This is a genomic window from Pseudomonas sp. A-R-19, from assembly GCF_019956575.1.
GTDB lineage: Bacteria > Pseudomonadota > Gammaproteobacteria > Pseudomonadales > Pseudomonadaceae > Aquipseudomonas.
The window spans coordinates 53,519-69,591 of record NZ_JAHBDR010000058.1 but is presented as its reverse complement, the minus strand read 5'-3'; the positions used below and the strand labels follow the sequence as shown (position 1 = coordinate 69,591).

Sequence of the window (16,073 nt, the reverse complement as noted above, 5' to 3'; positions counted from 1 at the left end):
CCGCCCCCCCAAGCCTGCGCGCAAGAAGCCTGCCCCGAAGACCCCGGCCACGGCCGTCGCCCCGAAGGAAAAGGCCAGCCTGCACCCGCGCAATCGCCACCAGGGTCGCTACGACTTTCCGGCGCTGATCAAAAGCGCTCCGGAACTGAAGAAGTTCGTGATCATCAATCCATACGGCAAGGAAAGTATCGATTTCGCCAGCCCGGAAGCCGTGCGCGTGTTCAACCGGGCGCTGCTCAAGTCGTTCTACGGCATTGCCCACTGGGACATTCCGGCCGACTACCTGTGCCCGCCAGTACCAGGCCGTGCCGACTATGTGCACTTCCTCGCCGACCTGCTGGCCAGTGGCAACGAAGGCGTGATACCCCGGGGTGCCGCCGTGAAGGTGCTGGACATCGGCATGGGCGCCAACTGCGTGTATCCGCTGATCGGTTACAGCGACTATCGGTGGCAGTTCCTTGGTTCCGATATCGACGCGACCGCCATCGCTGCGGCGAAAGCCATCATTCAATCCAATGGCCTGAACAAAGCGATCCAGGTCCGCCAGCAGAGCAACCCCAAGCAGATCCTCACAGGCTTGCTGGAGAGCGCAGAGCGGTTCGACCTGACGATGTGCAACCCGCCATTCCACGCTTCGCTCGACGAGGCCACACGGGGCAGCACGCGAAAATGGCGAGCCTTGGGCAAAGCCGATCCGAAACGCAAGCTACCGGTGCTGAACTTCGGCGGGCAAGCGGCGGAATTGTGGTGTGAGGGTGGGGAGGTGCGTTTCGTCACGCAATTGGTCAGCGAGAGCGTACAAGTGGCGCAACAAGTGCTGTGGTTCAGCATACTGGTGTCGAAGGCGTCGAACCTGCCGCAGATCCAGACCGCCTTGAAAAAGGCCGGCGCGCTGGAAAGTCGGGTGGTGGAAATGGGACAGGGCCAAAAACAGAGCCGCTTCGTCGCCTGGACCTTTCAGACCGAAGCGCAGCAACAGGCCTGGCGTCAGGCACGATGGTCGAAAGCTACAGCTGGGTAAAAGGCCAAGCGCACAAAAAGCCGTGTCCGGATGGGTCCTGGACACGGCTTTTTACAAACCTCACCGCTTAACAGTGACGCTCAGATCTTTAACCATTAACTGCCTTACAACTTTTCTGCAATATCGTTATCAGAAAATCTGGATATCTTCATTTTAAAGTTTTGTACGAACATTCTCTTTGAATGCACAGGCTCGCGCCTCTTTGCTATCGCAGTAATACTGGCCATACCACTCCTCCCATGGCCCACCGGTATCAATACTTACGATTGTTCCCTCCCGTTTGAATCTCATATCCAGCTCGCCCCCATGCTGCAGTTTGTAACCACAACGCAGGATTTCACCGGCAACGGTGGCGCCCCCGGCTGCGACGCGGGGTACGAATATCGCCATTTCAAAATCGGCTACCGGCCCACGCCCGGTTTGCGTAACACCGTACCATTCGCCGTCGCCACCTGCTGTCGGGGCTTTATAGACACCGGCTGCCATCTCCTTGATGTCAGTAGGGCCCGGGCAGTATTCGGTCACATTCGCCAAAGCCTGGCCAGACACCAAAAATGATACGCACATCAACAACTGTTTAACTTTCATAAGAACGTCCCTGTAACCAACAACTGAAATTTGGTTTTGGCTTTCTAAGCAAAGCCATGCGCTACGCCTTGTTGATACTACCGACCCAAGGCGCACACTCAACTATCAGTTCTGTAGGACCGTTCGCTTTATATAGAGAGAAAAGTGCTATTCGACGCAACTGCGCTTTCACTATCGGTGCGCAGGTTACAAACGTTTTCAAACAACGGGATTATCGCGCCAATTTACCTTGCGAAATTGTTTCCGGCGCCCACAAAAAAACCGTGCCCGGATCACTCCGGCGCACGGTTTTTTTAACAAGTTTTTACTTGTTAACAGCGTCGGTCAGGCCTTTGGCCACAACCAGCTTGATCACTTTCTTGGCAGCGATTTCGATGGCAGCCCCAGTCGAAGGGTTGCGGCCAGTACGGGCAGGGCGCTCAGTCACTTTCAGTTTGCCGATACCTGGCAGAGTGATTTCGCCGCCGTTTTCCAGCTGATCGGCAACGATTTGGCCCAGTTGGTCCAGAGCGTTACGCGCGGTGGTTTTCGGCGCGTCGATAGCTTCAGCGATGTCGGCGATCAGTTGGTCTTTAGTAAGAGCCATTTAGTGTTCCTTCCCTATCAAATTCATATGGATTGCAGAGTGCAATGTCAGCTATCGAGCCCGATCTTATGGATCCGGCACCCTCGGCCAAATAACCTCGGGATCGGGGTTATAGATACCGAAATCAGGGTTTGGTTCGACCTGACAAATGCTGACTGCACGCTTAACGCAGTGACTTCGCGCAAGACCGGGCAAAGCTAGCACACAGACGGGGAAATATCCGCCTCTAGCTACCCATTTGGTCAGCTTTATTGCGCTAAAACAGGAAAAAAACGCATAAGCGCCGTCGGTCGCCTGCCAATTGCCCTTCGCACCGCGCCAAAACCAGTGGTTGCGGTACACTGAGCGCTTTTTCGGGGGAGCACGCCCTCCTCTCTTCATTCAGCCGAGAAGCCCATGCCGATCCGTCATTGCATCGTCCACCTGATCGACAAAAAACCCGACGGCACACCTGCAGTTCTCCACGCCCGTGACTCTGAACTGGCTGAGTCCGCGGCCATCGAGAACATGCTCGCCGACCTCAACGAAAGCTATAACGCCAAACAGGGTAAAGCCTGGGGCCTGTTCCATCCGGAATCCGGCGCATTCCCGTTCAGCGGCTGGCTGAAGGAGTACCTCGAGGGCGGCCAGGATTTCACTGCGTTCAGCCGCGTGGCAGTCGAGCATCTGCAAAAACTGATGGAAGAGTCGAACCTGTCGGTCGGTGGCCACGTGCTGTTCGCGCACTATCAGCAGGGCATGACCGACTACCTCGCCATCGCCCTGCTGCACCACAGCGAAGGCGTGGCCGTGACCGATGAGCTGGACGTGACCCCGTCCCGTCACCTGGACCTTGGCCAATTGCACCTGGCGGCGCGGATCAACGTTTCCGAGTGGCAGAACAACAAACAATCCAAGCAGTACATTTCGTTCATCAAAGGCAAGAACGGGAAAAAGGTTTCGGAGTATTTCCGCGACTTCATCGGCTGCCAGGAAGGCGTCGACGGTCCCGGCGAAACCCGCACCCTGCTCAAAGCTTTCAGTGATTTCGTTGAAAGCGAAGACCTGCCGGAAGACGACGCCCGCGAGAAGACCAAGACCCTGGTGGATTACGCCAGCAGCCAGGCCAAGCTCGGCGAGCCGATGGGCCTGGAAGAATTGTCGGGGCTGATCGACGAAGAACGCCCGAAGGCCTTCTACGATCACATCCGCAACAAGGACTACGGCCTGTCGCCGGAAATCCCGGCCGACAAACGCACCCTGAACCAGTTCCGCCGATTCACTGGCCGCGCCGAAGGCCTGTCGATCAGTTTCGAAGCGCACCTGCTGGGCTCGAAGATCGAGTACGACGAAGAAGCCGGCACGTTGATCATCAAGGGCCTGCCCACTTCGCTCACCGATCAACTGAAGCGTCGCAACTGATGCTCGGCGGCGTACTGAAAAAATTCCTGCTGATACTGCTGGTGGTCGTGGCTTACCAGAACTGGGGCAAGATCGAGCGGGTGTTCAACCCTTCGCAAGTGGTGTCTGCGCAGACGCAGGCCCAGGCCAACGTCGTCCTCTACGCCACCGACTGGTGTGGTTACTGCAAGCTCACCCGGCGTTTTCTCGATCAGAAAGGCATTCCCTACAAGGAATTCGATATCGAGAAAGATGCCGTAGCACGCAAGGACTATGAGGTTCTCGGTGGGGGCGGGATTCCGATCATCGATGTCAACGGAACCCTGATTCGCGGGTATGACCCGGATGCGATTCTGGCAGCGTTGAAGTAACTTCTCGGCGCGCAACCTCCCTTGTAGGAGCTGGCTTGCCAGCGATGACGGTGGATCAGTCGACAAAACTGCAGACTGACAAACCGCAATCGCTGGCAAGCCAGCGCCTACAGTGCCGGTGTGTGGCGGGACTTACTGCACTTCAATCCGGAAACCAAACCGCGGGAAGTGCACATGCACCACACCGCCACGCTCGTCCTCTCGCCGTACAATCAGCTCCTCGCGGCCGACAAACAACAACTCGCCCGCCACCGGATCAACGCCATAGTCCGTGGCCGCGATGACCACCTGCTGACCCGTCGTGAACCCGTTAGGATCGATGAATTGCTCATCCGGCAATGCCGCTGGCGTGGACGCGCGCGCCACTGCCAGAGCCTCCTCGGAACTCATTTCGCTGGACGCACCATGACCGAAACCCAGTACCCGCGCGTGCCACGCGGCAACAGCCGGGTACGCATCCACAAGTGGCGCCGTGACGGACGTGGCTTTCAGGAACCAGAGGCAATGAGCCAGGGCGAAGTCGGCAATCGACGGCTCGCCGAAAAGGAAGTCCCCCTCTTCGCGCTGCAACTGCAGCTCCAGGCGCGACATAATCGTTGGCCACTGGTGTTTGGCCTGTTCGGTAGACAGTTTTGTCGCACTACCACCACTGAACAAACCGGCACGGTCGGCCAGAAACGCCTTGATCGCTTCCGGCGACAAATTGCCAAAGCGCACCGCGATCGATTCCGGCTGGAACACCAGGCTGACGGCATGTTGGAACACCACCGAGTCGACCCAGGCGGCAAACGACGCGGTGACCATTTCCTGGCCTTCAGGGAAGAACGCCGGCAAGGCTTTTTCCTGCTCCAGTCGCCGGGCAATCAATGCCGTGTCGCAATAAATATCTGCACCGACCTGCAGCATCGGAGTCTTGCGGTAACCACCGGTCAACGCCGTGAGATCCGGTTTTGGCATCACTGGCGAGATCTTCACCGAGCGCCAGGACAAGCCCTTGAATCCCAGCAGCAGGCGGGCCTTCTCGGCAAATGGGGACGTCGGGTAATGATGCAGAATCAACTCGGACATGCTCGGCTCCGCCGCAAGGATCAAGAGTCCGCAGCTTAGCGCGCAATCACCTGACAGCCTACAGATCTGCCTGATGGGAACTGATCAGTCAGGGTGATAAGCCAGGGGTGGCACTCGCCACCAGGCATTCCTTGGCGCTTTTCTTGAGTTTTTTGATCAGCCGCTCCTGACGCAACGCGTCGCTTTTGTCACGACAGCGCTCGGTGTAGACCAAGGCCATGGCCGGGCTGGACAGAAAGAATCGTGCGCCCTTGCCGCTTTGATGCTTGGCGAAACGACGCACGGGATCATCGCTGATCCCACAATAGAGCGAACCATTGGCCGCGCGAACGAGGTAGACGAACCAGGTTTTGCTCGCAGGAGTGTCGGCGTCGACAGGGTTTTCGCTGAGGGTGGTCACGTAACGATCAGGACTTGGAGGAAAACAAGCCGCGATCTTATCAGCGACTGGCCTGGAATGCCTTCAGGCCCTTCAATGCCTGGGCGCGGACGGCGTTCTTCACCAGTGGCGTCCAGCCCAGCAGCAGGCCTTTGAAACCTAACGCCTGACGCGCCCACGTCCATAGATCGAAACTGTCGTGGTGTTCGCAAATCTTGCCGTCACGGAAGACAAAACGCGCCTGAATATCGTTGATCACCGTGTTGCCGGTCTGGCTGAACAGATAGGTCGCGATCCAATGGGCGCCACCGGTGCGCCCGGAGGCGTGAACATGGTCGAACGTCAGGGAAAAGTCCTTGGCCCGAGTGGTCAGCATGCGCCACATGTCACCGGCATCACGACCGCGAAGCTCGCCGAATGCCGGGTCACTGAACACCACATCTTCGGTGTAGCAGGCCGCCATGGCTTCGGCATCCAGGCGCTGGAAAGCCTGGTAGAAACGGGTGATCAAGGCGCTATGGGCTTCACTCATTTGCGGGTTCCCCTGGATTTGCATAATGGCTTCAAAAGATTGCCTGCACGATAGTCTGCAAATGCATCGAACACTATCTGCATTCATGACGAAAATAACGCGGTGATTATTCACGTCATTTCAGTACGTCATTCCGCTGTCCCGGGCGTAGGTAAAAAGATCAACGTCCGTGGAAATACCCAACCGGTGCATGGCCATGTTCTTTTGTTTACTGATGGTCGACACGCTGCGTTTGAAATAAATGGCGATTTCGCTGACGGTCATGCCGCTGGCGAGCATTCGGACCACTTCGTGCTCCCTGGCAGACAGTGGCGATTCGTGCAACTGATGGCTGGCGTTGGCCAATAGCGTGCGCAGGGACTCACTAAGGTAATGGTGCCCTTCCTGCACCGCTTTGATCGCCAGGGACAACTCAGTCGCCGATGCGGCCTTGGCGACGATGGCCATCACTCCTTGAGCCAACGCAGCCCTTGCCGTCGCCACACTGGTAAACATTGTCACCAGAATGATCGGCAAGGCGGGGTAAAGGCGTTGAATCGTACTCAACATTTTCAAGCCATCGGCCTGCTGCCCTCCCGGCATGGAGAAGTCAGTGATCAGCAGGTCACAAGGCGTGCTAGAAAGCACATTCATCAAGCTGTCGGCATTGTCAGCCTCACCGACGATCACGCATCGCCTGCTGGCGTTGATGAGTATGCGTAGCCCGACACGAACGACAGAGTGGTCGTCAGCAATTACGACTCGCATTGTAGGGTACCTCCTGCTTGTGGCACTAAGGCGCGGAAAATAGCGCCGTTCCTACCCATCCACAACGCCCCGCCCCCGAGCTCTAACGTCCCCCCCCTCAATGTATTCAATGGACCAAGTCTTTGCCCATCTAACAAATAGACGGTTCCTACATTGCAGCGCACTGAAGACTACGCAGGAGGACTACAAACAAAGTATTCCTCGTCAGAAATTCTGTGTAGTCCGCAACACTCTTTCATACACGCCCCCTCTCTTTTCGTACTAGTTGCATTCCTCCCACTCCGCCGACTCGCTAAGTTGTGACCTGCCAAGCAGTCCGGCCATACCTGTACGGAACTGTGCTCACTCTCTGCATGACTATCGAATACATGAACAAGACGCCAATGACCCAACACACTGAACTCCTGCTCACGCAATCCTTGCGTTACCTGTATGGCGAACCATGCCAAGGGTCTTTTATCCGGGAATTTCAATGAGAGACTTCAAGACATTACTTTTGAAGCAGATGCGCCGCCTGACCCATACGGGCATCAGTGCGTGTGCTCTGTTTTGGATCGCACAGGTCCACGCCGACGGCATGGTGCCCGATACGTCCGTTGTGATCGTCAATGAAGCCAATGGGGAAACTGCTGTCTCGGTGACCAATACCGACGCCAGCCTGGCACTGCTGCACGTCACCATCGAAGACATTCCTGAAGACCTCGAACCATTGGTGTTCGTGACACCGCCACTGGCACGCGTTGAAGCCTCAAAGTCACAATTGGTGCGTTTCATCCTGCAATCAGAAAAGCCCCTGCTCACCCAGCGTTTGAAACGAGTGATTTTTGAAGGCATCCCCCAAAACAAATCTGCTCCCGAAGCCGGGCATGCCCGTGTGGGTGTGACGGTGCGCCAGAACCTGCCGATCATCCTTCACCCCGCAGGCCTGGCGCTCAACCGCACACCGTGGACCGACCTGAAATGGTCGCTGCAGGAGGGTCAACTGAGCGTGCGCAACGAAACACCTTATGTCGTACGCCTGGCCCAGGAAGTACAACTGCTGCCTTCCGGGAGCGGTGCAATGCTACCGCGAACCTACGTGCTACCCGGGGACCACATCAGCGTTTCCACCCCAGTAAAGGCTGCCACCCAGGTTCGAATTCATCCCGCGACCGTCTATGGCTTTGCCGTGCCTCCCTATGAAGCGCTGCTCGTTCCCTAGAACCAATACAACCGATAGCGCCGTGCAGGGAAAGGCAGGCGTCGACATCTCAACGTGACGGCCTGTTTTGCCGTCGCCGCCTGTGTGACGAAAGCCGTCGCGGATCAAGCCGGCACCTAGACATAACCCAAGTGAGCCTCATGAACACCGTATTGAAATACCGTGATGGCGAAGCCATGCCTGCGATTCGGTCGGCCGACACGTTCCCTCAACTGTCGCGGGCCAAGACCGGCATGCTGTTGCTGCTGAGCAACGTGCTGATTGGGCTCGAAGCCAATGCCGAAGACCTCAATGCTGCTTCGTTGCTGACTTCGTTCGACCAGAACATGCTGAGTCAACGCGGTATCGACCCCATTCTCGCAACCCTGCTGCTGGCCGCTCCGAACTTCACCGCTGGCCGACATCCGATCACCCTCACGGTCAATGGCCTGCGTAGTGGCCGGGTGGACGTCACATTCAACGGCGAAGGCGACTTGTGCTTTGACCCTGCCCTGCTCGATGCGGCAAACCTGACCGTACCCCCAACTCCAGCCAGCGACAAAGGCTGCTTCGACGTACTCGCCACGTGGCCGCAAACCCGAATCGAACAGGACCCGGCCAACCTCGGCCTGTCATTGATAGTACCCACCCAGGCAATACGTCCGGCTGTCCGGGATGTTTCGGGCTATCAAACCGGCGGTATCGCCGGATTACTCAACTACGACGTCAACAGCCTTCACAGCCAATACGGCAGCCAATCGAACCGCTACCTCTCAGCCAATACCGAAGTCGGTTTCAATGCCGGCGACTGGATTGTGCGTAGTCGTCAGGTGCAGACCTGGCAGAACGATGTGTCCAGTACCACTCACCTTGCGGCCTACGCCCAGCGCACCTTTGCCAGCCATGAGACGGTGCTTCAAGCGGGTCAGGTCAATCTCTATAACCCGGTACTGGCTGGCGCGCAGATCACCGGCGTCCAGCTCATGACCGAGCAGGCGCTCCGGGTCGAAGGCCAAAGCAATCCCATCGAGGGGATTGCTCACAGCCAGGCTCAGGTTGAAATCCGGCAGAACGGTTCACTGATCCACTCGACAGTGGTGCCGGCCGGGCCGTTTTCCCTGAGCAACGTGCGTCGGCTCGACAGTCGCTCCGATGTCGAGGTCACCGTCAAGGAAGCGGACGGCAGCGAGCAACGCTTCACGGTCCCCGTCGCCATGCTCGGTGTTGGCTTGCCGGCTCCCGGTTTTTCGCTGGCCGCCGGCCAGGTACGTAGTCTCGGCGCTGCACAGAGCGGCGAGCCCTGGGTGATCAGCGGTGGCTGGAGCGGAGCACTCAACCCGAATGTCCTGCTTACCACCGGTGCCACCGGGACCACCAACTACCGCGCTGCGGGCGCAGGCCTGGGCCTGCTGCCAGGGCCCGACACACAGATCCAGGCCACCCTGCAAGCGACCGACACCAGCACCCGCCAGGCCGACAGCGGGCTTCAGGCCGACCTGAATGTTTCGCAACGCATGGGAAAGCAGTGGTCGATCAATGCCGGAACTTCGCACCGGACCTTCGGCTATCGCGAGCTATCGGAGGCAGTGTTCGATTCCCGGTCGGAGCGCAGCCAGTCGCGTTACCGCGATCAGCAGAGCCTGTCGCTTGCCTGGTCACACCCCGGGTTAGGCGCGTTCAGCAGCGGCGTCAATCGCTCAACGACTTTCGACGGACAAAACAGCAGCCGCGCCCTGGCGTCCTGGGGCACCCAGATCGGCGGCGTGTCGGTGTCGGCCACGGCGCAATGGCAAGTCAGCGGTAGCCAACGCAGCGACGACAGCGTTTACCTGAGTTTGAGCATTCCACTGGGTGAAAATCGTCGGGCGCGCACGTGGGTACGCAGTTCAGCTGGCGAATACCGCAGTGGTGTCGGCTTGAACGAGCAGCTCAACGACCAGTTGAGTTACCGGGTCGGGGTCGAGCACGACACACGAGACAGACAAGTGCAGTCCTCGGCAGGAGTTTCCCTGCTGCCTCGCTACAGCCAATTGGACTTGAGCTACACCCGCTCCGATGCCGAACACTCCAGCTACCAGATTGGCGCGCGTGGCGCAGCTGTATTGCACGGCGACGGCTTGACGTTTTCGCCATATGCCGTGCGGGACACCTTCGCGCTGCTTTCGGTGGGCGATACGAGCGCCATCAAAGTCTCGACCCCAAGCGGTCCGGTATGGACCGATTGGCAAGGTCACGCCGTGGTTCCTCAAGTGCGCGCCTATGGTCGCAGCCCGGTAGAAGTCGACACCCGCTCGCTGCCTCGCAACCTCGATATCAACAACGGACTGGCCATAGTGTCCGCCGGGCGCGGAGCCGTCGACAAAGTCGAGTTCGGTGTCACGTTGACCCGTCGTGCCTTGCTCAAGGTTACCACCGACAACGGTGCCCCCCTGCCCCGTGGCGCGACGGTAACCACCGCAAACGGTGAGTTCGTCACGCTCGCTCAAGAAGGGGGGTTGGTGTTTCTGCCCAACGTCCTGGACACGCGCGACCTATGGATAACCGCACCGGGGCTGGAGCGCTGCGAACTGCGGTTCGAGCTGCCCGCCAAGGCCAATATCCAGGTGTATTACGAGACCGCCACCGCCCAGTGCCGAACACTTTGAGGATGCCCCTATGAAGCTCTCCCACCCTTTACTGTTGACACTCGGCACCTTGATGTTGAGCGCCCTTGCGCCTCAGGCCTGGGCGCTCACCGATGAATGCCAACTCACCTTGAGTCAGCCCGTACTCGATTACGGCGTGATGAATCGATCAATACGCGCCCATGCCCCCGCGGAGCGAACCCTGGGCGAGCGCCGTCTGAGCTTGACCCTGAACTGCCCACAACCCACTGACATGACCCTGTTCTACCGCGCCATGTCCGCGACCGCCGAACGCTTTCGCTTTGCCGAGCACGGCAGCTATGCCGTGCGTATGGGGGACGCCGTACTCGATGGGCAGCCGGTGGACCTGGGCCAGATTTCCGCCGTCGGCCAGGTACCCGAAGAAATCGCTTCGAGTCTGCTCTGGCGACCGCAACAGGCGATCGTTCCGGTTCGAGGTGGTGTGGCGGTACAAGGACAAAGCCTGTCGGCGCAACTGGAACTGACAGCCTGGGCGCCGGAAAAAGCCTTGCAGATACGAGACGCGGTGGTCTGGGAAACCACCGGCCTGCTTGATGCGGTCGCTACGGGACGCACCAGGGAGATAACCCTGCGTGCCAGTTTCGCCCCCGTCGCCTGCACCCTGGATCTGTCCAATGGCGGCCAGGTGGATTTCGGTCGGTTATCGATAAACGACCTGAATCCCGACCAAAACACCCGACTGCCTCCCAAGGATCTAACCCTGCGAATTGGCTGCGACGCACCGACGCAATTTGCCCTGGTCATGCATGACAACCGCCCAAGTACGGCGACGGTCAACAGCGGGATTTACTACGGACTGGGTCTGGATAGGCGCGGCAACAAGATTGGCCTGTACTCGCTGACTGTCGATCCCGCCAACGCCAGCGTGGACAGTTTTACCCGCATGTATCGAACCGACTCCACCACCCGAGGCGTGGCCTGGAGCACCGCCAGTTCAAACCCCATAGCGATCGCCCAGCAAAGCTACCTGGGCTTTACCGACAGCGCCGCCAGCACCGCAGGGCCGGCCACGATCCAGAACCTCGCAACCACGGTCACGGTCGATGCCGTCATCGCCCCCACGGCGAGCCTGGACCTGAGCACCGACGTTCAACTCGACGGCTCAGGGACGATAGAGATGTTTTACCCGTAACAACCCACCCAACCTTGTTGAAGCCGAGGCGCAATCACGCGCCCAGGACCCTTCAAGGTCAACTACAGAAAGGAAGTTTCACCCATGAAAAAGTACTTCGCAGCACTCACCACGACGGCACTGATCAGCGTCGCTCCTTTTGCTCTGGCAGGGCCGAGCACTGAACTGACGGTCAGCGGCGTCATCACGCCAGTCGCTTGCACGCCGACACTCTCCGTTGGTGACATTGACCTGGGATCGATCTCGTACAATCAGCTTGAACAGGAGCAGAACACCCTAGTTGGCAGTCATGATGTTTCATTGTCCATGAACTGCGATGGATCTACCGGCTTCGCCATCATTGCAATCGACAATAAAGCCGGCTCAGGTATTGGTGACGGGTTTGGCCTTGGCCTGAACGACGGAAATCCGGTGGGATTCTTTACCCCACTAATTCAGCGAGTCACAGCTGATACAGCCGTTGTTGATCCTATCGAGTCAAACGACAACGGAGTCACTTGGGCGAGAACAGACTCTGCTAAACCGGGAATTTGGTTGTCCGCAGCCACCCCTAGCAGTACCACACCGATCGATGCACAGAATGTCACCGTGGACTTTAAGGTCGACACCTACATCCTCCGTGCTGACGAGCTGACGCTGGTCGGCGACCTCGACCTTGACGGCTCCGCAACGTTTGAAGTGATGTACCTCTAAGGACCAGGACGCTGAACCGTTCGTTGCCTCTATGAACAAGCGGTTCAGCACCTATACCTTCTTCTCGAAAAGGAATTTACCGATGAAGCGTATACCTTTGATCCTGACCGTAACGTTGTTGATGAGTACGACTTGCGCCCTGGCGGCGCCTACCGCTGATTTGACTGTCAACGGCCTCATCACCCCGGTCGCCTGCACCCCGATATTTTCCAACAACGGCGTTGTCGACTACGGGATGATCTCCCGGCAAGACCTGAGCGTCGACAAAAGGACGCAACTGCGTGACGAGTTCCTCGACCTCAACATCAGCTGCACGGCAGCAGCCCGTTTCGCATTGCTCATGCAGGACAACCGCGAAGGCTCGGCCATCGTCGACAGTCAGATCTACTATGGCCTGGAGTTCGATCGCAGCGGCAACAAGATCGGCCTGTATTCACTGAATTTCGATCCCGCCAGCACCATAGTGGACGCAGTGCCTCAAGTGTATCGAACCGACTCCACCACTGCGGGGCGGGCGTGGAGTACATCCAGGGCCGACCCCCTACCGATCAGCGCCAGAAGTTATCTGGGCTTCACCGATGTAGCGGGCAGCACCGCAGGTCCTGTGGCAATTCAGAACCTGAGCAGTCGGGTCAAGCTCGTCACCGTCATTGCCCCCACCTCAACGCTGGACTTGAGTAGCGATGCAACACTCAACGGCTCTGCGACCCTGGAGGTTCTCTATTTATAGGCGTACGTCGCGATTAAATTTTCTCACTGCTGACGTGCACATACAGCGCCCGCCCGGCACCGAGGCCGGCAATGATCGCCCCCAGACCGATGACGCCGAAGATCCAGCCCACGGCCGTCCAGCCGCCGGTCAAGTCATGCACGATACCGACCGCGAACGGCCCCATGGACGCCAGGGTGTAACCGAAGCCCTGGGCCATGCTCGACAGGTTCGCCGCCACATGGGCATCCCGCGAACGCAGCACAATCAGGGTCAACGCCAGGCTGAACGTGGCGCCCTGCCCCAGCCCGAGCACAATGGCCCAGCCCCACAGACCTTCAATCGGGGCGTACAGGCAACCGAACAGACCGCCGAGGGTCAGCGCCATCACGATTACGATCGCCAGGCGCTGATCCTTGCCACGCGTCGCCAGCCATGGCGCGGCGAGGGAGCTGACCAGTTGCACGATCACCGAGCCCGACAACACCAGCCCGGCCTGGGTCGGGGTCAGGCCGCGACCGATCAGGATCGACGGCAACCAGCCGAACACGATGTAGGCCAGGGACGATTGCAGGCCCATGTACAAGGTCACCTGCCAGGCCAGCGGGTCACGCAATAGTCCGCGGACGCGGTAGGCGACGTTGTGCGCGCCGTGTTTTTGGCCGACTTGTGGCAACCAGAACAGCGCGGCCGCTAATGCCGGAATGACCCAGAAGCCGAGGCCCAGCGCCCAGCTCTTGTCGAAATGCTCACTGAGCGGCACGGTCGCACCCGCCGCCATCGCCGCGCCCAGGCACAGGGCCATGGTGTAGACACCGGTCATGGTCCCGGCCTGTTTCGGGAAATCGCGCTTGACGATGCCCGGCAGCAACACGCCAATCACGCCGATGCTGGCACCGGCCAGTACGCTGCCGGCGAACAGGCCAATCTCGCCAAAGGAACTGCGCAAGATGATCCCGCCAGCGAGGGTCAGAAGAATGCCCAACACCACACGCTCAGCCCCAAAACGTCTTGCCAGCAGCGGTGCCAGCGGCGCAAACAGGCCGAGGCAAAGTACCGGCAACGTCGTCAGCAAACCGGCCTGGGAAGCCGATAGCCCGAGGGACTTCGACACTTCGCTGAGCATCGGCGCCATGCTCGACAGCGCCGGGCGCAGGTTCAGCGCCACCAGTACCAGGCCCAGCAGCAACAACCACGGCCGGCGCAGAACCGGGTGGGTTTGCTGAACCTGTTCGTCATCAGCCTCGGCGTCGATCAGCAGTTCTTCCAACTCTGCCGAGCGTTTGGGGGCTGTGGATAAATCACTGCGCTGTATCGACTTCTCGGTTTCAAGGTTCATTGATCAACTGCCTCGACAGGGATTTGGCCCGTTCCGGGTCGCGTTGTTCGACGGCATCGAGCAATGCGATGTGCAGGTCGAACACTTCCTGGCGGCGCGGGACGATGTTCAGGGTCTGGCGCAATTGCGCGCCGACGATGTTGGAGAAATAGCGATACAACTCGCTGAGGGTCGGGTTGTGCGCGGCGTCCACCAACCGGCGGTGGAACACCAGATCGCAGGCGATGTAGGTGTCGAGATCGCCGTGGTAGTGACTGCCGCTGACACCCAAGGCCTCGCGCAATGCCACCAGATCTTCATCGGTGCGGCGCATGGCTGCCAGGCCGATGGCCTCGACTTCGAGGATGTGCCGGGTTTCCCGGGCCTGCTCAAGGGAGCAACGGGACAGCGCCTTCAAGGTATCGAGCGGATCGACCACCGCCCGCAGGTAACTGCCGTCGCCCTGACGGATTTCGATCAACCCGGAAAACGCCAGCACGCGCATGGCTTCACGCACGGTATTGCGGCTGATGCCCAGCTCGGCGGACAACTCTGGCTCGGTGGGCAAGCGCTGGCCGACGGTCCAAATACCTTGGTTGATGCGCTGGCGCAGTTGGTCCAGGGCCTGATCGACCAGGGATCGTTTAACGAGTGGAGCAGCTTCTGACATAGGATTCGCCCTTTCATCCAATCATAGGATGAATTTTCTGACATGTTAGTCAGCTAACGGCCATCACACAACCCCCGTGTAGGAGCTGGCTTGCCAGCGATATCGGTGGATCAATCACTGACGATGCTGAATGGAAAATCGCCATCGCTGGCAAGCCAGCTCCTACAGGGGCGGTAGTTGGTGTATCCGTTCCATGGGCAGGAATCGCAGGCAAAAATAAACCCGGAACGCAGTCCGGGTTTATTTCAGTGCCTGGGTTCAATCAATGCAGGATCTGACTCAGGAACAGCTTGGTACGCTCATTCTGCGGGTGATCGAAGAAGTCGTTCGGCGCGGCCTGTTCGACGATTTCGCCCTTGTCCATGAAGATCACACGGTTGGCCACGGTGCGGGCGAAACCCATTTCGTGGGTTACGCAGAGCATGGTCATGCCGTCTTCAGCCAGGCCAATCATGGTGTCGAGAACCTCCTTCACCATCTCTGGGTCGAGCGCCGAAGTCGGTTCGTCGAACAGCATGATTTTCGGTTTCATGCACAGTGCGCGGGCGATCGCCACACGCTGTTGCTGGCCGCCGGACAGTTGCCCCGGGTATTTATGCGCCTGCTCCGGAATGCGTACGCGTTCCAGGTAGTGCATGGCAATTTCCTCGGCCTTGCGCTTGGGCATCTTGCGCACCCACATCGGCGCCAGGGTGCAGTTCTGCAAGATGGTCAGGTGCGGGAACAGGTTGAAATGCTGGAACACCATGCCGACTTCACGGCGGATCGCTTCGATCTGCTTGAGGTCGTTGGTCAGCTCCACGCCATCGACCACGATGCGGCCCTGCTGGTGTTCTTCCAGACGGTTGAGGCAGCGGATGGTGGTGGATTTGCCCGAACCCGACGGGCCACACAGGACGATGCGCTCGCCCTGCTTGACGTTGAGGTTGATGTCCTTGAGTACGTGAAACTGGCCGTACCACTTGTTCACGCCCTGCATCTGAATAATGCCTTCAGGGCTCACAGGCTTTTTGTTTGCTTCGCTCATCACAAA

General features: G+C 58.8%; 17 protein-coding genes. 8 read left to right on the top strand and 9 right to left on the bottom strand.

Annotation, left to right across the window (positions count from 1 at the left end; genetic code table 11):
* The coding region (rlmF, locus tag KGA88_RS16055; protein ID WP_223592552.1) for a 23S rRNA (adenine(1618)-N(6))-methyltransferase RlmF at window positions 1-1,021 on the top strand (1,021 nt) is incomplete at its 5' end.
* Window positions 1,022-1,174: 153 nt separating this feature from the next.
* Here rlmF and KGA88_RS16050 read toward each other — a convergent pair.
* A complete protein-coding gene (locus tag KGA88_RS16050; RefSeq protein ID WP_110662745.1) occupies window positions 1,175-1,609 on the bottom strand; it encodes a DUF3757 domain-containing protein in 435 nt (144 codons plus the stop codon).
* Between the two features lie 304 nt (window positions 1,610-1,913).
* On the bottom strand, window positions 1,914-2,195 hold the full coding sequence (locus KGA88_RS16045; RefSeq protein ID WP_007905514.1) for an HU family DNA-binding protein: 282 nt from the start codon (window positions 2,193-2,195) through the stop codon (window positions 1,914-1,916).
* 396 nt (window positions 2,196-2,591) lie between these two features.
* Here KGA88_RS16045 and yejK point away from each other — a divergent pair, with 396 nt between their 5' ends.
* Together yejK and KGA88_RS16035 are read left to right on the top strand one after the other, a co-directional pair.
* On the top strand, window positions 2,592-3,596 hold the full coding sequence (gene yejK / locus KGA88_RS16040; protein WP_008018580.1) for a nucleoid-associated protein YejK: 1,005 nt from the start codon (window positions 2,592-2,594) through the stop codon (window positions 3,594-3,596).
* Window positions 3,596-3,946: a glutaredoxin family protein gene (locus KGA88_RS16035; RefSeq protein WP_223592542.1), complete on the top strand. Its 351-nt coding sequence runs from the start codon at window positions 3,596-3,598 to the stop codon at window positions 3,944-3,946. Before yejK ends, KGA88_RS16035 begins: the two co-directional genes overlap by 1 nt.
* Window positions 3,947-4,078: 132 nt before the next feature.
* On the opposite strand, the gene KGA88_RS16030 is transcribed toward KGA88_RS16035, so the two are convergent.
* The 4 genes from KGA88_RS16030 to KGA88_RS16015 all read right to left on the bottom strand — a co-directional run bounded on the left by KGA88_RS16030 (window position 4,079) and on the right by KGA88_RS16015 (window position 6,672).
* Window positions 4,079-5,014: a glutathione S-transferase family protein gene (locus KGA88_RS16030; protein ID WP_110657946.1), complete on the bottom strand. Its 936-nt coding sequence runs from the start codon at window positions 5,012-5,014 to the stop codon at window positions 4,079-4,081.
* 88 nt (window positions 5,015-5,102) lie between these two features.
* On the bottom strand, window positions 5,103-5,414 hold the full coding sequence (locus tag KGA88_RS16025) for a GIY-YIG nuclease family protein (protein WP_110657944.1): 312 nt from the start codon (window positions 5,412-5,414) through the stop codon (window positions 5,103-5,105).
* Window positions 5,415-5,454: 40 nt separating this feature from the next.
* Window positions 5,455-5,925, bottom strand: a complete 471-nt coding sequence (locus KGA88_RS16020; RefSeq protein WP_223592540.1) for a nuclear transport factor 2 family protein — start codon at window positions 5,923-5,925, stop codon at window positions 5,455-5,457.
* A 120-nt stretch (window positions 5,926-6,045) separates the two neighbouring features.
* On the bottom strand, window positions 6,046-6,672 hold the full coding sequence (locus tag KGA88_RS16015) for a response regulator transcription factor (RefSeq protein ID WP_110657942.1): 627 nt from the start codon (window positions 6,670-6,672) through the stop codon (window positions 6,046-6,048).
* Between the two features lie 472 nt (window positions 6,673-7,144).
* Between KGA88_RS16015 and KGA88_RS16010 the strand changes: the two genes are divergently transcribed.
* From KGA88_RS16010 to KGA88_RS15990, 5 genes are all read left to right on the top strand, one after another.
* The gene (locus KGA88_RS16010; protein WP_110657940.1) at window positions 7,145-7,873 is read left to right on the top strand and encodes a fimbria/pilus chaperone family protein; all 729 of its coding nucleotides are present in this window, start codon (window positions 7,145-7,147) and stop codon (window positions 7,871-7,873) included.
* A gap of 140 nt (window positions 7,874-8,013) precedes the next feature.
* Window positions 8,014-10,497, top strand: coding sequence for a fimbria/pilus outer membrane usher protein (locus KGA88_RS16005; protein ID WP_110657938.1), 2,484 nt, complete (start codon window positions 8,014-8,016; stop codon window positions 10,495-10,497).
* A 10-nt stretch (window positions 10,498-10,507) separates the two neighbouring features.
* The gene (locus tag KGA88_RS16000; RefSeq protein WP_223592538.1) at window positions 10,508-11,650 is read left to right on the top strand and encodes a DUF1120 domain-containing protein; all 1,143 of its coding nucleotides are present in this window, start codon (window positions 10,508-10,510) and stop codon (window positions 11,648-11,650) included.
* Between the two features lie 84 nt (window positions 11,651-11,734).
* Window positions 11,735-12,343: a DUF1120 domain-containing protein gene (locus tag KGA88_RS15995; RefSeq protein WP_223592536.1), complete on the top strand. Its 609-nt coding sequence runs from the start codon at window positions 11,735-11,737 to the stop codon at window positions 12,341-12,343.
* An 82-nt stretch (window positions 12,344-12,425) separates the two neighbouring features.
* Window positions 12,426-13,073 (top strand): DUF1120 domain-containing protein, encoded by a 648-nt coding sequence (locus KGA88_RS15990; RefSeq protein ID WP_110657932.1) that lies wholly within the window; start codon window positions 12,426-12,428, stop codon window positions 13,071-13,073.
* A 13-nt stretch (window positions 13,074-13,086) separates the two neighbouring features.
* Here KGA88_RS15990 and KGA88_RS15985 read toward each other — a convergent pair whose 3' ends face one another.
* The 3 genes from KGA88_RS15985 to KGA88_RS15975 all read right to left on the bottom strand — a co-directional run bounded on the left by KGA88_RS15985 (window position 13,087) and on the right by KGA88_RS15975 (window position 16,067).
* Complete coding sequence (locus KGA88_RS15985) at window positions 13,087-14,391, bottom strand: CynX/NimT family MFS transporter (protein ID WP_110657930.1); 1,305 nt, start codon at window positions 14,389-14,391, stop codon at window positions 13,087-13,089.
* Window positions 14,381-15,040 carry a FadR/GntR family transcriptional regulator gene (locus tag KGA88_RS15980; RefSeq protein WP_223592533.1) on the bottom strand — a complete coding sequence of 220 codons (660 nt, stop codon included), beginning with the start codon at window positions 15,038-15,040 and terminating at the stop codon, window positions 14,381-14,383. The genes KGA88_RS15985 and KGA88_RS15980 overlap by 11 nt, the downstream gene beginning before the upstream one ends.
* Window positions 15,041-15,302: 262 nt before the next feature.
* Window positions 15,303-16,067, bottom strand: coding sequence for an amino acid ABC transporter ATP-binding protein (locus tag KGA88_RS15975; protein ID WP_104449323.1), 765 nt, complete (start codon window positions 16,065-16,067; stop codon window positions 15,303-15,305).
* Between the last annotated feature and the right edge of the window lie 6 nt (window positions 16,068-16,073).

Excerpts from the sequence above, each read along its gene's own strand:
- KGA88_RS16030 (WP_110657946.1), bottom strand. The coding sequence starts at position 5,014 with ATGTCCGAGTTGATTCTGCATCATTACCCGACGTCCCCATTTGCCGAG.
- KGA88_RS15985 (WP_110657930.1), bottom strand. The coding sequence starts at position 14,391 with ATGAACCTTGAAACCGAGAAGTCGATACAGCGCAGTGATTTATCCACA.
- KGA88_RS15975 (WP_104449323.1), bottom strand. The coding sequence starts at position 16,067 with ATGAGCGAAGCAAACAAAAAGCCTGTGAGCCCTGAAGGCATTATTCAG.
- KGA88_RS16035 (WP_223592542.1), top strand. The coding sequence starts at position 3,596 with ATGCTCGGCGGCGTACTGAAAAAATTCCTGCTGATACTGCTGGTGGTC.
- KGA88_RS15990 (WP_110657932.1), top strand. The coding sequence starts at position 12,426 with ATGAAGCGTATACCTTTGATCCTGACCGTAACGTTGTTGATGAGTACG.
- KGA88_RS15995 (WP_223592536.1), top strand. The coding sequence starts at position 11,735 with ATGAAAAAGTACTTCGCAGCACTCACCACGACGGCACTGATCAGCGTC.
- KGA88_RS16050 (WP_110662745.1), bottom strand. The coding sequence starts at position 1,609 with ATGAAAGTTAAACAGTTGTTGATGTGCGTATCATTTTTGGTGTCTGGC.
- KGA88_RS16010 (WP_110657940.1), top strand. The coding sequence starts at position 7,145 with ATGAGAGACTTCAAGACATTACTTTTGAAGCAGATGCGCCGCCTGACC.
- KGA88_RS16015 (WP_110657942.1), bottom strand. The coding sequence starts at position 6,672 with ATGCGAGTCGTAATTGCTGACGACCACTCTGTCGTTCGTGTCGGGCTA.
- KGA88_RS16000 (WP_223592538.1), top strand. The coding sequence starts at position 10,508 with ATGAAGCTCTCCCACCCTTTACTGTTGACACTCGGCACCTTGATGTTG.
- KGA88_RS16020 (WP_223592540.1), bottom strand. The coding sequence starts at position 5,925 with ATGAGTGAAGCCCATAGCGCCTTGATCACCCGTTTCTACCAGGCTTTC.
- KGA88_RS16005 (WP_110657938.1), top strand. The coding sequence starts at position 8,014 with ATGAACACCGTATTGAAATACCGTGATGGCGAAGCCATGCCTGCGATT.
- KGA88_RS15980 (WP_223592533.1), bottom strand. The coding sequence starts at position 15,040 with ATGTCAGAAGCTGCTCCACTCGTTAAACGATCCCTGGTCGATCAGGCC.
- yejK (WP_008018580.1), top strand. The coding sequence starts at position 2,592 with ATGCCGATCCGTCATTGCATCGTCCACCTGATCGACAAAAAACCCGAC.
- KGA88_RS16045 (WP_007905514.1), bottom strand. The coding sequence starts at position 2,195 with ATGGCTCTTACTAAAGACCAACTGATCGCCGACATCGCTGAAGCTATC.